This is a genomic window from Vibrio sp. 1402 (assembly GCF_033340275.1).
In genome coordinates this window covers 288,888-304,010 of record NZ_JAWOWE010000004.1, presented here as the reverse complement: position 1 = coordinate 304,010, position 15,123 = coordinate 288,888, and the positions used below count along the sequence as shown (strand labels likewise).

Here is a 15,123-nt window from a genome sequence, read left to right as displayed (position 1 = left end):
GAAGATTAAATCTTACAACCGCCGCCAGCACAATCGTCATCTTGTGGTTGAACAGCGTCTTTCTGTTCATCTTTCGCGCCATCACGAGTGTTGTGGTAGTAAAGCGTTTTCACACCAAACTTATACGCTGTTAGCAGGTCTTGAAGTAGTTTCTTCATTGGAACCTTGCCAGTCTCGTAACGTGACGGGTCGTAGTTAGTATTAGCAGAGATAGCTTGGTCAACAAACTTCTGCATAATACCCACAAGGTGTAGATAACCGTCGTTCGAACCGATATTCCAAAGCAGTTCATAGCTGTCTTTAAGTTCTGTGAACTCTGGTACAACTTGCTTCAGGATACCGTCTTTCGAAGCTTTTACTGAAACGTAACCACGTGGTGGCTCAATACCGTTAGTTGCGTTTGAAATCTGAGAAGAAGTCTCAGAAGGCATTAGCGCAGTCAGTGTTGAGTTACGTAGGCCGTGCTCCATAATTTCTTTACGTAGGCTGTCCCAGTCGTAGTGCAGCGCTTCGTCACAAATTAGGTCGATATCTTTCTTATACGTATCAATCGGCAGTAAGCCTTTCGCGTAGTTCGTCTCGTCGAATGAAGGGCACTTACCTTGTTCTTTCGCCAGTGCTACAGATGCTTTCAATAGGTAGTACTGCATTGCTTCGAACGTACGGTGAGTTAGGCCGTTCGCGCTACCGTCAGAGTATTTCACGCCATTCTTCGCTAAGTAGTAAGCAAAGTTAATCACACCAACACCTAGCGTACGACGGTTCATAGTCGATTTGTATGCCGCTGGTAGAGGGTAATCTTGGTAATCAAGCAGTGCATCTAACGCACGAACAACAAGATCGGATAGCTCTTCGAAATCATCTAGAGACTTGATAGCACCTAAGTTGAATGCAGAAAGCGTACACAGTGCGATCTCGCCTGAGTCATCTTCAACGTTAGTTAATGGTTTCGTTGGTAGTGCGATTTCTAAACATAGGTTCGACTGACGAACTGGAGCAACTTCAGAATCAAATGGGCTGTGAGTATTACAGTGGTCCACGTTCTGGATGTAGATACGACCCGTTGATGCACGCTCTTGCATTAGCAGAGTGAACATTTCAATCGCTTTAACCGTTTCTTTCTTGATTGAAGGATCGTTCTCGTACTTCACGTATAGACGCTCAAACTCTTCTTGGTTTTCGAAGAATGCGTCGTACAGACCAGGTACATCAGATGGTGAGAATAGCGTAATATTGCCGCCTTCAACTAAACGTTGGTACATCAGTTTGTTTAACTGAACACCGTAGTCCATGTGACGAACACGGTTTTCTTCAACACCACGGTTGTTCTTAAGTACCATTAGTGAGCGTGCTTCACCGTGCCACATTGGGTAGAACACAGTAGCTGCGCCACCACGTACACCACCTTGTGAACAACATTTTACTGCTGTTTGGAAGTACTTGTAGAACGGAATACAACCAGTGTGGAATGCTTCACCACCGCGAATCTCTGAGCCTAATGCACGGATACGACCTGCGTTGATACCAATACCAGCGCGCTGAGATACGTAACGAACAATTGAGCTTGCTGTTGCGTTAATAGAATCAAGACTGTCGCCACACTCGATCAGAACACATGAGCTGAACTGGCGAGTAGGGGTACGCACGCCAGACATAATTGGCGTAGGTAGAGAAATCTTAAATGTCGATGTCGCATCGTAGAAACGTTTGATGTAATCAAGACGTGTCGCTTTTGGATATTTCGCAAATAAGCACGCTGCTACAAGGATGTATAAGAACTGAGCACTTTCGTAAATTTGGCCCGTAACACGGTTCTGTACGAAGTACTTACCCTCTAGCTGCTTAACTGCCGCGTATGAGAAATTTAGGTCGCGTTTATGGTCGAGGTACGCATCAAGTTCGTCGAGTTCTGCTTTTGTGTAGTCTTCTAGAATATGTTGATCGTACTTACCCATATCGACGAGGCGAGACACGTGATCATAAAGCGTTGGTGGCTCGTATTGGCCATACGCTTTTTTACGCAGATGGAATACCGCTAGGCGAGCAGCTAGGTATTGGTAATCCGGAGTCTCTTCAGAGATCAGGTCTGCCGCAGACTTGATGATTGTCTCGTGAATATCTGTCGTTGTGATGCCGTCGTAAAACTGGATGTGAGCGCGAAGTTCTACTTGAGAAACCGAAACATTATCTAGACCTTCTGCAGCCCAAGTGATAACGCGGTGGATTTTATCCAGATCGATACTTTCTTTACGGCCATCACGCTTGGTGACGGTAAGTTGTTGGTTCATTCTGCTTTATTTCCCTAAGAAAACTGATAAAAGCCGTATTTTTGTTTGTTTATGTGCAATATGAGTAAAGCTTGCGGCGGCTTTGTGATCAAAGTCTATCTATATATTGTCGCTTAAACACAACATATAGGGGTTCATTTGTTTGCGGGTTACAAGATAGTGCTATTACACTGATTTATCAAGGTACAGATCGGGGATGACTTGTGGATAACTGACAAAATGAAAAAAATCAGTAAGTGAACACTAACCGATGAGAAAAGGGCAGACTTGAATGGTTAAAAGTACGGTTTCGAGATCGGTTTAGAAATAACCGCATGCAAAAATATTTTCCTTGATCTTTGGCCGTTTTTATCTACGAAAAATGGCTTGGTCAAAATGGAATCTAGAGCACGAATTTTAGCCATAAAAAGACAAAAAAAGCGGCAACTTTGTGCTACCGCTTCCGATTCATTTTCTTTAAAAAATGTCAATCACAAAACTCATTTTTTAACTTAATAGCGTTCAGTATTTTTTAGTATGAACGATGTAGTTTACATCTACATTACGACCGAGTTTGTAGCTATCATTTAGAGGGTTGTAATGAAGCCCAGTAATGCCCATTTCCGTCAGGTCAGTTTGGTCTATCATCTTCATCATTTCGGCTGGCTTGATAAACTTATCGTGCTCATGAGTGCCTTCAGGAACAATCTTAAGAAGCTTCTCAGCACCGACAATAGCAAATAAGTACGACTTAATGTTTCGGTTCAAAGTTGAGAAAAACACGTGACCACCGGGTTTGACTAGCGCAGCACAAGAGCGGATAACGGAGAGAGGATCTGGAACGTGTTCAAGCATCTCCATACAAGTCACGACATCGTAAGTTCCTGCGTTTTCTATAGCGTGGTCTTCTATTGTGCTCTGAATGTAGGTCAGTTGAGTGCCTGTTTCTAATGCATGTAGTCGCGCGACTTCTAATGGTTCTTTACCCATATCAAGCCCCGTCACAATAGCGCCTTCTTTTGCCATGCTTTCAGCAAGAATGCCACCACCACAGCCGACATCAAGTGTTCGCTTGCCAAACAAGCCATTTGCTTTTTCAAGTACATAGTTCAAACGAAGTGGGTTAATTTGATGAAGCGGCTTAAACTCGCCTTCTAAATCCCACCATCGAGAAGCCATGTCCTCGAATTTCTTAATTTCACTTGGGTCGACGTTTTGTGCTTTAGTCATAATTGGTTTTATTGCATTCAATCTGAGTCCTTTAGAGGGCGCCAGTATACTCCAACGTTTTACACCCAAACAACCTCGATGTGCTTAGTTAAGGGACAATGACAGAGTTCACTGGCGCGGCAATCGAGACAGGTGCCTGTAATTTGTAAAGCGCTAACTATTGTTTTTGGTTCATCCTTGAACTGGTGCCAGTGATAATAACTCTAAAACCTGCATTTTCGCGTTGTGTGGTTAAAGGAATTTACCTCGCTTTTCCGCGTAAAGGGTCCGATTTTGCTCAATATTGACCGAAATATAACCACTAATCAGAAAGATATGGGATGAGTGTGCAAATTCTCGACATTTGATTCATAACCAAGCTCACAACCTGATAAAAGGAGAGGGAAAGTGATGCCGAAGTGATGAATTGTGTGTTATATTTTTGCACCTTACACGTATCGTAATTACGATCAGATAATAGAGGGATAATGGCTCTATGAGCGATTTAGCTAAAGAGATCACGCCCGTAAACATTGAAGATGAGCTTAGAGGTTCATACCTAGACTATGCGATGTCAGTCATCGTGGGTCGTGCTCTTCCAGATGTGCGTGATGGCCTAAAACCAGTACACCGCCGCGTTTTATTCGCGATGAACGTACTAGGCAACGATTGGAACAAACCATATAAAAAATCAGCCCGTGTTGTCGGCGACGTAATCGGTAAATATCACCCACATGGTGATAGTGCTGTGTACGACACAATCGTACGTATGGCTCAGCCGTTCTCGCTTCGTTACATGCTGGTCGATGGTCAAGGTAACTTTGGCTCGATCGATGGCGACTCTGCTGCGGCAATGCGTTACACCGAAGTTCGAATGGCAAAAATTGCCCATGAACTATTGGCTGACCTAGACAAAGAAACCGTAGACTACGTACCAAACTACGACGGTACTGAGCAGATCCCAGCGGTTCTTCCAACTAAAATTCCAAACCTATTGGTTAACGGTGCTTCTGGTATCGCAGTAGGTATGGCAACCAACATCCCGCCTCATAACCTTGGCGAAGTGATTGATGGCTGTCTTGCATACATCAATAATGAAGAAATCACTATTGATGAACTAATGGATTACATTCCTGGTCCTGATTTCCCAACGGCGGCGCTTATCAGCGGTCGTAAAGGCATTGTAGACGCGTACAAAACAGGTCGCGGCAAAATCTACATGCGTTCGAAAGCGGACATCGAAGTGGAGAAGAATGGTAAAGAGACCATTATCGTCACTGAAATTCCTTACCAGGTGAACAAAGCTCGCTTGATCGAAAAGATCGCTGAGCTAGTTAAAGATAAGAAAGTAGAAGGTATCAGTGCACTGCGCGACGAGTCAGATAAAGACGGTATGCGCATTGTTATTGAGTGTAAGCGCGATGCTGTGGGCGAAGTAGTTCTAAACAACCTTTACGCTCAGACTCAGCTGCAAACCACTTTCGGTATCAACATGGTGGCCCTAAACAATGGCCAGCCACAGCTATTCAACCTAAAAGATATGTTGAAGTGCTTTGTTGATCACCGTCGTGAAGTTGTGACACGCCGTACTATTTTCGAACTGCGTAAAGCGCGTGAACGTGCTCATATCCTTGAAGGTTTAGCTCTAGCGCTTGCTAACATTGATGAAATTATTGAGCTTATCCGTAAGGCACCTACACCGGCTGAAGCAAAAGCGGGTCTTATCGCTCGTGGTTGGGATTTAGGCAACGTTTCAGCAATGCTAGAGCGTGCTGGTACAGATGCTGCGCGCCCTGAATGGCTAGAGCCTGAATACGGTATTCGTGATGGTCAGTACTTCCTGACTGAGCAACAAGCACAAGCTATCCTAGATCTACGTTTACATAAACTAACAGGTCTAGAACACGAGAAGATTCTTGGCGAATACAAAACACTTCTAGAAGAAATCGCTGAACTCATGCATATCCTTGCGAGCACTGAGCGTTTGATGGAAGTGATCCGTGAAGAACTTGAAGCGGTTCGTGACGGCTTTGGTGACGCTCGTCGTACAGAAATCACAGCTGCGAGCCATGATATTGACATGGAAGAGCTGATCGCACGTGAAGACGTTGTGGTTACTCTATCTCACGGTGGTTACGTTAAGTACCAAGTACTGAGCGACTACGAGTCACAGCGCCGTGGTGGTAAAGGCAAGAGTGCGACTAAGATGAAAGATGAAGACCATATCGAGCGTCTTCTAGTGGCGAATACCCACGATAACATCTTGTGTTTCTCTACTCGTGGTAAAACATACCGCCTGAAAGTTTACCAATTGCCTCTAGCGAGCCGTACTGCGCGTGGTAAGCCAATCGTAAACATCCTTCCACTCGAAGAAGGTGAGCGCATTACCGCGATTCTACGTGTTGATGAATTCTCTGAAGACAAATTCATCTTCATGGCAACAGGTGACGGTACGGTTAAGAAAACGCCGTTGAACCAGTTTGCAAACGTACGTTCAAACGGCCTAATCGCTGTGAACCTACGTGAAGACGATTCGTTAATCGGTGTGGATATCACTAACGGCGAAAACGAAATCATGCTGTTCTCTAAAGCGGGTAAAGTGGTTCGCTTTAAAGAAGCAGAAGAGATTCCAGTACTTGATGAAAATGGTAAACCAGTTCTTGATGAGAATGGTCAGCCAGAGATCAAGTTTAAAGGTGTTCGTCCTATGGGTCGTACCGCCTCTGGTGTTCGTGGTATGAAACTGGCTGAAAATGACCAAGTTGTATCACTTATTGTTCCTTCGCACGAAGGCGATATCCTAACGGTTACAGAAAACGGTTATGGTAAACGTACAGCACTTAGCGAGTACCCGACAAAAGGTCGTGGCACTCAAGGTGTAGTTTCTATCAAAGTTTCTGAGCGAAATGGCCCGGTAGTTGGTGCTATCCAGGTTGTTGAAGGTGATGAAATGATGATGATCACCGACGCTGGCACGTTAGTACGCACTCGTGTGGGTGAAGTTAGCCAAGTTGGTCGTAACACACAAGGTGTAACGCTTATCCGTACTGCGGAAGATGAATCAGTTGTTGGTTTGCAACGTATTGAAGAAGTTGATGATGAAGAGCTGCCTGCTGATGAAGATGCAGAAGCGTTAGAGTCAACAGATGAAAATACGCAGCAAGACGCTCCAGCTGCTGATGATGCAGAGGAAGGTAACGAAGAGTAATCTTACATCGTTATCCTGATATGAAAAGCCGAGCCCTTAGTTGCTCGGCTTTTTTTGTATCTGTATCAACGCATTTAAAGTAAGAAATGCGTACACTGACGTTATCTTTGTTTACAGGACGTGTTATGTCTGTTTGGTTTTTCGCTGCCATCACTCTGATGGGGTTGTTTATCGTACTCTTATCACTGAGTGCATCAAAAGCTAAACCTGCTCAATGGTTTGGCTTTTGCCTGTTAGTACTTGTCGTGACGAGTGCCAGTTTCTTATTGCTTCATCAAACACCGCCTAAACCAATACACGCGGAAATGTCACGAATGATGACTGCTCGTGACATCATGAAAGAGATTCAAGACCAGTTGCGTGAAGATCCGAACAACGCTGAATTGTGGTTCCAACTCGGGCAGGGCTACCTGCTAGAGGGTGAATTTGACGGTGCGTTGATTTGTTTTGATTACGCGATCCAACTGACTGAGCCAGTCAGTGCCACGCAACTTGCTGCAAAGGCGACTACCTTGTACTACATTCACCAGCAATCAATGACGCAAGAAGTTAGCTTGCTTTTGGAGCAAGCTTTGCAGATAGAACCGCACAATGAAGCCGCTTTGTCTTTGATCGCAAATGATCATTTTCTGTCATTCCGATTTCAGGAAGCGATTGATGCCTGGGTAATATTATTAGATTCTAATGATCCAAATTTAGATAGGGTGCAAATCATTAACTCTATTAACAAAGCAAAAGAGCTATTGTAAGCGTACAATTTAACAAGCAATAGAGAGAAAGGTGGGCAACGAATGAAAAATAAAGCACTAAGCATATTGGTTTTGCTGTGCGGCTCTGTGCTGGCGGGTTGTAGCTCTTCCGATCATTCTGGCTCTTCCTCTATGGTTTATTATTCATCGGGTTATTACGATCCGTGGTGGTACGATCATGACGACTACTGGATTTATTACTATCCGGGCTGTTGCGATAACGACGATGAATACAAAGAGAAACTGGAAGAGTGGTGGAATGGTTTAGATGAAGACCAACAGCAATCCATCAAAGACAAAGTCGAAGATTGGAAAGACGATGATATGTCCGCCAATATCGATAACATGAAACGCCAACTCGACGATCATTGGCAATCATTGCCTGACGAGCAAAAGCAAGAGATTAAAACCAAATGGGAGAATCGTCCGGAACGTATTGAGCCAGCGACTTTACAAGACAAAGCGGTAAAAGAAAAGGTTCAACAAAGAAAAGCATTACCGGAAACGAAGATCCAGCGTCCAGTTGCTCGTCCAAATGTGCAGATACCTAAAGCACGTCCAAATATTCAGCCTAGACCGAGGCTTCCTCGTCGCTAGTACGTTCGATTTTGTCTCTCGATAGAATCGGGGATGAAGAAATAAAGATAACAAAGAAACAAATAAACAAAAAAAAGGGGCGTTCAGTACGCCCCTTGTTGTATCTATAAACTAACCTCTGCAAGTTAGACTAATATGTGGCTTCGCGTTCAGCTGCTGCTTTATCCCATTCTGGTGCCACCGTTTCTAGGAAGTGTTTCTTGTCTGCGTTCATCTTATCCATATCCATGCCCAGTGCTTGCTGTGCTTTCGCTTTGGTCGAGATATCTGGAATTTGAACAGGGTCAGTAATGCCTTTGGTTGCCAGTAAGCGAACCAACTTGGTACGGGCGTCAGCCGCGCGGTCAACTGCAGTACCAAGTACTTCTAGTGCTACCTCAGGAGCATGCATGTGGACACCGTGAGAAGCAATCGCGTAGTCCCAACGCCATTGTGCGTGGCGAATATCTTGTAGGATAGGTTCCATCTCTGCTTCTGTTGCACCTGCTTTCCACGCTGCGCCTGCTTCAAAGTGTGCCGCTACGATTTGCTTCTCAGCGGTTAGCTTCATGTTCAATACTTGCGCTTTGCGAGTCGAAACGATGCCTTGTAGCTGCTCTTTAGTTTGGGTATGGCATTGCGCACAGGTGTCTTCAAAACGATCAAATGGGTTACCCACTTTGTGGTCTGTGTACACCGTACCGTCTTCTTTGGTCACTTTAGGCATGTGGCAGTCCACACACACCACTTTGTTTTTACCATGAATACCCGCTCTCCAAGTTTCGAAACCTGGATGTTGCGCTTTTAGCATCGGCGCTTTAGATACGGCATGCGTCCAATCTTTGAAATTCAACGCGTCGTAGTATTTCTCCATGTCATTAACGGTGGTGCCCATATCCCATGGGAATTTAACCGCTTTAGTTGGGCCGGTGAAGTAGTATTCAACGTGACATTGAGCGCAGACCGATGCTTGCTTATCTAGGCGAGACTGTTCATCAAAGTTTTTACCAATAGTATCAAAAGCACGCTCGACGTATGGGCGAGTCAGTGCTAGCGCAGGTTCGCCTTTCTTGAAGGCTTCAGAGCCTGTGTTGTGGCAATCGGAACAACCGATAGGGTTGACGATTTCTGAGCCTAAGCGTGCCCATTTACCTTCGAAATAACCGTCTTCACCACGTTCATCAATCACGCGAGCAACGTCTGGGCTTTTACAGCTCCAACAGGCCATTGGCATAGGCCCGGACTTCTCGTCGGTTGGTGAACCGGTACGTAAGGTTTGGCGAACATCATCAAGTGCGTAAAAGTGACCGCGCGCTTTGTTGTAGTCTTTCGCGAAGCCGTAGCCAGCCCATAAGATCACCATGTTTGGGTCTTCACTTAGAGCATCTTCTATGTGCTCACTTTCGGATGTTGCTTTCCAAGAATGGTATTGATCAGGGTGGTTCTGTTCAAAGACATCGTTACGAGGATCGATAAAATCCTTCTCTTCTGCCGCTAACGGAGCGCCAACCAAAAATAATTGGCTGGCGAATAAGGTCGCAACCGCAATAGGTGCGCTCATCCAGTGTTTTATGCTCACAGTGTTATCTCCATATTCGTTTTTATTAGCAGCGTTGTGAGGAGCTATTCCAAATAAGAACTGGAGATCTACGATTAATAATATTGCTTAATTGGATAGATGAAATAGAGAGTGAATCTTGTCTTGTTTTAGATCAATTTACACCAGTGATCTCAGTCATATTTGAATTTATATACCTCTAAAGTGGTAGCTGTTAAGTCATTGTTGTGCAATGCTTTGAGTTTTTAACCTTTTTAAATATAGGGTGATTTAGTTCGCTTTTTGAGCAGGCGTTTCTACCCCTTATGAATAATAGAGGTATTATAAATATAGGTTTAGCGTTGTGGCTTTCCGAAATAAGAATTGATGTCATTTGAAGATCTAAAAAATATCTTCAGAGGAAATTAATTGTCGCTCAAATAAATAATTGAGAATAGTTATCAATTATTATCGAGCTAAGGAAAGAACAATATGGGCAATATAAAATTGACCATAGAGACAATGCTGAAACTTCTCTTCGTCTTTGCCATCTATGGTTTCTCCATCGCCGCCCATGCGACTTCTTCAGAGCCGATTGAAGGTGCTCAAGCTGAGCGTCATCAAGTCGAGTTGATCCGTGACCGTGACTACAAGTGCCTGCAATGTCATAAGGATGCAAAAGAGACTCTGAACTTATCGCATGATTCGCAAGCTCTACTCAGCCAAGGGAAGCAACTTAATTGCACTAACTGCCATAGCAACATTGGTCCCGACCATCGTGAAGGTGCACCTGATGTGATTAAGTTTTCTGCCGCGCAATCGAAAGAGGTACACGACAAAGTGTTCCTTGATCCAAGTATGATTCTTAAAGCCAACAGCCAATGTGTGGATTGCCATGCACCGACACAACTGAGAGAGAGCCACTGGACGCACGATGTGCACGCCAAAAACCTCACTTGTTCAAATTGCCACGATGTACACGCAGCGAAAACCAAAGCGTTGTCGTACGACAGAAAACAACTGATCAAGCAGTGTGTGGATTGTCACTCTGAATTTGCCGTCGAACCTGAACTTGCCAAAGAAGAGGAGAGATAGCATGAAATGTTCGAGAAGAAACTTTTTAGCCGGCAGCGGCGCGTTGATTTTAACTACAGGCGTTGCAGGCACTTCCGTTGTTAGCTCCTCTCTCTATGCCAGCAACAGTGAACAAGCGAAACGCATGGGTATGGTTCATGATGAAAATGCCTGTATTGGCTGTACCGCTTGTACCGATGCTTGTCGCGAAGTAAATAAAGTCCCTGAAGGCGTAACGCGACTTAAAATTCATCGCAGTGAACCGATTGGCGAATTTCCAGATGTGGAATACCAGTTTACTCGCGAATCCTGTCAGCACTGTGATAACCCACCATGTGTGTACGTTTGTCCAACAGGCGCTGCATACAAAGATGAAGCGACCGGCATCGTGGATGTGCACAAAGAGAAATGTGTCGGATGTGGTTATTGCCTTGCCGCTTGCCCTTACCAAGTGCGCTTCTTTAATCCAGTCGATCACTCTGCGGATAAATGTAACTTCTGCCGTGATACCAACCTAGCGCAAGATAAGCAGCCAGCTTGCGTGGAATCTTGCCCAACAAAAGCACTCATCTTTGGTGATTTGAATGACCCAACTAGCGAGGTGAGCAAAGCTATCGAAAGCCATGTTGTCTATCGCGATAAATCGCATTTAGGTACGCAACCTAAACTGTACAAAATTCCGCATAGCAAAGGGGAGGTGTCATCATGAACGGCTTCGAAAGTGCATTCCACTTTGACTCGTTAGTCTGGGATTGGATCATCGCGATTTACTTATTCCTTGCTGGGATGTCAGCAGGTGCGGTGATGATTTCTATCTATTTAAAACGCAAAGTGATTGAAGGTGATCCCGCAAACAACGGCATCATGAAAGCTATGGCTTGGCTTGCGCCATTTGGCATCATTGCTGGGTTGGTAATTTTGATTTTCCATTTAACCAAGCCTTTAGAGTTTTGGAAGATCATGATCTACTACAACCCAACGTCTGTGATGTCGATGGGCGTGATCTTGTTCCAAGTGTACATGCTGGTGCTGTTTGTTTGGATTGGCGTTATCTTCCGCCATCAAATCATCAGCTTCTGTGAAGGGAAGTTACCAAGCAAACTGCTGGATTTTGCCGATGGCATTTTGATTAAGGCGGGGAAAGCCAACAACGCCATTGAATTGTTCTTGGGCTTCTTAGCCATCGTGCTTGCAGCGTACACTGGCTTTCTATTGTCTGCATTGAAGACTTACCCAATGCTAAACAATCCAGTACTGCCAATCTTGTTCCTGTTCTCTAGTTTGTCCTCGGGTGCAGCGGCATGCTTGATGTTCGGCATCTTGGTGTTTAAAGAGTCGACCAGCAGCCCAAGTGTGTCTTGGGTACACGGATTTGAACGCCCAGTAGTATTGTTTGAGCTGTTTGTCTTAGTGACTTTCTTTACTGGACTGATCTTCAGCGGTGGTCAGAACGAAGTCGCGGCTTGGAATGCTATTTCGAGTGGATTCTGGGCTCAATGGTTCTGGGGTGGGGTAGTGTTCATCGGCATGATAACGCCTTTGACTCTCAATTGGTTGGCGCCTTCTGAAGTGCGCCACAAAGGCAGTTACGTTTTTGTGGTCACGACGTTGAGCTTGGTTGGCGTACTTATGCTGCGTACTTTCATTCTCTATGCCGGTCAAATGACCTTAGTGTAAGGGGGATAAATGGAAGCTGAGCTAGGGTTCTTCTTACTGATATTGGTGGCTGTAACATCGACTTGTGCATCGTTGCTGCATTGGCTACGTCGTGCTATGAGTAAGAAGGCGACATTGCCGCATCAAGTCGCGATGTCCCACATCATTAGCTTAGCTTCCTTCATTTGTTTAGCACTTCTGATCGTCTGCTTCGTGCAAGACAACTTCGCGTTGGAATATGTTGTTACGCATTCCAACAGTCAACTCCCCGTAGCATTCAAGATTGCTGCCGCTTGGGGCGGGCACCAAGGCTCCATGTTGTTTTGGGTCGTCACCTTGAGTTTATGGGCGTCGTTTATTGCATTTAAGTCACCGCTCAACGCCCAATATACTTGTGACTGTTTAGGAATCATGAACGTTCTTATTGCGACATTTGCTTGGTTCACGTTAATGACCTCTAACCCGTTCGAGTATGCCCAAGTATTGGCGTCGGAAGGACGAGATCTAAACCCAATGTTGCAAGATGTTGGGCTTATCATTCATCCACCATTGCTTTATCTCGGTTATGTCGGTTACGCAGCAATATTAGCTTTTGCATTAGCAGCCCTATTGGGTAAACAACCGATGAGCGATTGGTATGTGGTTGCTCGAAGCGCAGCGTTTTTTGCATGGGGAACGCTCACGTTGGGTATCTTGGTGGGATCATGGTGGGCGTACAATGAGCTAGGGTGGGGCGGCTGGTGGTTTTGGGACCCTGTGGAGAACGCTTCTCTACTCCCTTGGCTTACTGGTACTGCTTTGTTGCACAGCGGTGTTGTCGCAACACGTAACAGAGGCGCAATTTGGAGCACCTATGCACTGGCGTTTGCTACGTTCAACCTAAGCATTTTAGGGACATTCGTGGTGCGCTCTGGCGTGCTGACTTCAGTGCACGCTTTTGCGGTGGACCCAACTAAAGGTTTAGTGCTGCTTGGTGTATTGAGCTTGCTTGTCATCATCACTTTTGGCGTATTGATTTTGCGAGGAGAACAACTCCCTCGTTTCAAACTTCAATCTCTAGCGAGCCAAGCTTACACTGCTTATATCGCCAAAGGGCTGCTGGTTATTGCGACTGCCATCGTTTTTCTTGGCACTTTTTATCCGATGGTTTATCAACTGCTCGGCTTAGGGAACATTTCGGTTGGCGCACCTTACTTTAATAGTCTGACCTTTCCATTAAGCATACTGGCTCTGATTGCCTTAGCATTCATGCCAGTGCTGAAATGGACAAAAGGCGCAGTTCCGAGTGGAAGCACTGATATCGCGATTAGTATTGCGTTATCTATAGTCTCTGGGATCGGGTTTATGTTCTCAGTGAACGTACTGCATTTCGAAGTATTGCTAACCATAATATTGGCTACTTGGGTGATTGTGGCGCATCTCGTTATGCTGTTTCGTTGTTCCAATAAGCGCAAACTCATGCCAATCGTGATGGCACATATCGGTTTTGCGCTGGCGGTGAGTGGAGCTGTATTCAACAGTCACTACTCATATGAACATAATTTACGTGTCGAACCCGGCAGTTCTCAACAAAGGGCGGGGATCACTATCGATTATCATGGTATCGAATGGCTGGTGGGGCCAAACTACACCGCGGAACAAGGACAGATCACCTTGCACTTGGAAGATGGCCGCATGCTCAATTTCAACCCGCAAAAGCGTCATTACCCTGTGCGAGTGATGAATATGACCGAGCCCGCGATTCGTTCACTATGGCATGGCGATTATTACGTGACATTGGGTGATAAAGTCGACACTCATGCTTATGCGATTAAAGTTCAGTACCGCGCAGGTATTTGGTGGATATGGTCTGGCGGGCTACTAGCTGTGTTTGGTGCGCTATTAACCGGCCTAAAGAAAAGGAGAGAGGCTATCAATGCGATCGAGAAATACGCTTAAACTCGCAGGTCTGTTTGTGGCTGTTGCCGTGTTTGCTGTAGTAACTGCGGTGGCTTTGTCTGAGCGACCACATGTTGAATTGTCCCCACAACGAAATTTAGATGCACCTAATTTTCGCTCTACTTCTCTGATCTCTGATGACATGGTTTCTGAGCAGTTGTTCAAAAGCGACGGATATAAATTATTGAATGTTTGGGCATCTTGGTGCGGAGTATGCAAACGAGAGCATGAAGAATTATTGCAGTTAGCAGAACTCGGTGTGCCTATTATTGGGCTGAATTATAGAGATCAAAAACAAGCCGCTCGTGAATATTTGAGCTCTAAACGAAATCCATATATTGAAGTAATTAGTGACCCTAATGGAAAGCTCGCTGTGGAGCTAGGTGTTATCGGAACGCCGGAAACTTACTTGATTGATCCAAATGGTCGTATATTGATCAAATATCGTGGAGAGCTAACGGCAGATAAATGGAACGATATATTTTCAGGATACTTGAATGTTTCGATTTAATAATCTTCTCCTCACTTTAATCCTATTTATACTATTTTCTCCTTTCACGAGAAGTGCGGATATAGAACAGAATGTTGATCTGTTTGAATTTCATTCCGTTGAAGTGCAACAGCGTGCAACCTCGTTAGCCAAGGCATTACGCTGCCCGCAGTGTCAAAACCAAAACCTTGTCGAGTCTAATGCACAAGCGGCTAAAGACCTGAGGTTGAAAGTGTATACGATGGCCAATGAAGGCAGCTCAGATCAAGAAATAAAGGACTATCTAGTTGCTCGTTATGGGAATATTGTTCTGTACCAACCACCATTAAATTATTCCACGGCGCTGTTGTGGATCTTTCCTGTGCTATTTTTGATCTTTTTTGTCTTATATTCGATCCGAATGGTGAAGCGTAATTAAT

The 15,123-nt window shown here is 44.9% G+C and carries 12 protein-coding genes; 9 read left to right on the top strand and 3 right to left on the bottom strand.

The features are described from left to right. Nucleotides 1–5: 5 nt before the first annotated feature. Together nrdA and ubiG are read right to left on the bottom strand one after the other, a co-directional pair. Nucleotides 6–2,288, bottom strand: a complete 2,283-nt coding sequence (nrdA, locus tag R7044_RS10425; protein WP_005376819.1) for a class 1a ribonucleoside-diphosphate reductase subunit alpha — start codon at nt 2,286–2,288, stop codon at nt 6–8. A gap of 501 nt (nt 2,289–2,789) precedes the next feature. Continuing rightward, nucleotides 2,790–3,497 (bottom strand): bifunctional 2-polyprenyl-6-hydroxyphenol methylase/3-demethylubiquinol 3-O-methyltransferase UbiG, encoded by a 708-nt coding sequence (gene ubiG, locus R7044_RS10420; protein WP_017636129.1) that lies wholly within the window; start codon nt 3,495–3,497, stop codon nt 2,790–2,792. A 475-nt stretch (nt 3,498–3,972) separates the two neighbouring features. On the opposite strand from ubiG, the gene gyrA reads away from it, so the two are divergent. The 3 genes from gyrA to R7044_RS10405 all read left to right on the top strand — a co-directional run bounded on the left by gyrA (nt 3,973) and on the right by R7044_RS10405 (nt 8,030). After that, nucleotides 3,973–6,684, top strand: a complete 2,712-nt coding sequence (gene gyrA / locus R7044_RS10415; protein ID WP_017636128.1) for a DNA topoisomerase (ATP-hydrolyzing) subunit A — start codon at nt 3,973–3,975, stop codon at nt 6,682–6,684. A 125-nt stretch (nt 6,685–6,809) separates the two neighbouring features. Then, nucleotides 6,810–7,433: a tetratricopeptide repeat protein gene (locus tag R7044_RS10410; RefSeq protein WP_025767276.1), complete on the top strand. Its 624-nt coding sequence runs from the start codon at nt 6,810–6,812 to the stop codon at nt 7,431–7,433. A gap of 42 nt (nt 7,434–7,475) precedes the next feature. Continuing rightward, on the top strand, nt 7,476–8,030 hold the full coding sequence (locus R7044_RS10405) for a hypothetical protein (protein ID WP_047103266.1): 555 nt from the start codon (nt 7,476–7,478) through the stop codon (nt 8,028–8,030). 130 nt (nt 8,031–8,160) lie between these two features. Here R7044_RS10405 and nrfA read toward each other — a convergent pair whose 3' ends face one another. Continuing rightward, nucleotides 8,161–9,588, bottom strand: a complete 1,428-nt coding sequence (nrfA, locus tag R7044_RS10400) for an ammonia-forming nitrite reductase cytochrome c552 subunit (RefSeq protein WP_206971310.1) — start codon at nt 9,586–9,588, stop codon at nt 8,161–8,163. 450 nt (nt 9,589–10,038) lie between these two features. On the opposite strand from nrfA, the gene nrfB reads away from it, so the two are divergent. From nrfB to nrfF, 6 genes are read left to right on the top strand one after another with little or no spacing between them, the layout of a single operon-like run. Then, nucleotides 10,039–10,641 (top strand): cytochrome c nitrite reductase pentaheme subunit, encoded by a 603-nt coding sequence (gene nrfB / locus R7044_RS10395; protein WP_064354129.1) that lies wholly within the window; start codon nt 10,039–10,041, stop codon nt 10,639–10,641. Between the two features lies 1 nt (nt 10,642). Next, on the top strand, nt 10,643–11,329 hold the full coding sequence (gene nrfC / locus R7044_RS10390; RefSeq protein ID WP_225455558.1) for a cytochrome c nitrite reductase Fe-S protein: 687 nt from the start codon (nt 10,643–10,645) through the stop codon (nt 11,327–11,329). Then, nucleotides 11,326–12,297, top strand: coding sequence for a cytochrome c nitrite reductase subunit NrfD (nrfD, locus tag R7044_RS10385; protein WP_053304292.1), 972 nt, complete (start codon nt 11,326–11,328; stop codon nt 12,295–12,297). The genes nrfC and nrfD overlap by 4 nt, the downstream gene beginning before the upstream one ends. Before the next feature lie 9 nt (nt 12,298–12,306). Beyond that, nucleotides 12,307–14,214: a heme lyase CcmF/NrfE family subunit gene (locus R7044_RS10380; RefSeq protein WP_053306574.1), complete on the top strand. Its 1,908-nt coding sequence runs from the start codon at nt 12,307–12,309 to the stop codon at nt 14,212–14,214. Further along, on the top strand, nt 14,192–14,725 hold the full coding sequence (locus tag R7044_RS10375) for a DsbE family thiol:disulfide interchange protein (protein WP_005376839.1): 534 nt from the start codon (nt 14,192–14,194) through the stop codon (nt 14,723–14,725). Before R7044_RS10380 ends, R7044_RS10375 begins: the two co-directional genes overlap by 23 nt. Then, a complete protein-coding gene (gene nrfF, locus R7044_RS10370; RefSeq protein ID WP_053306573.1) occupies nt 14,712–15,122 on the top strand; it encodes a heme lyase NrfEFG subunit NrfF in 411 nt (136 codons plus the stop codon). Before R7044_RS10375 ends, nrfF begins: the two co-directional genes overlap by 14 nt. Nucleotide 15,123: the final 1 nt, after the last annotated feature.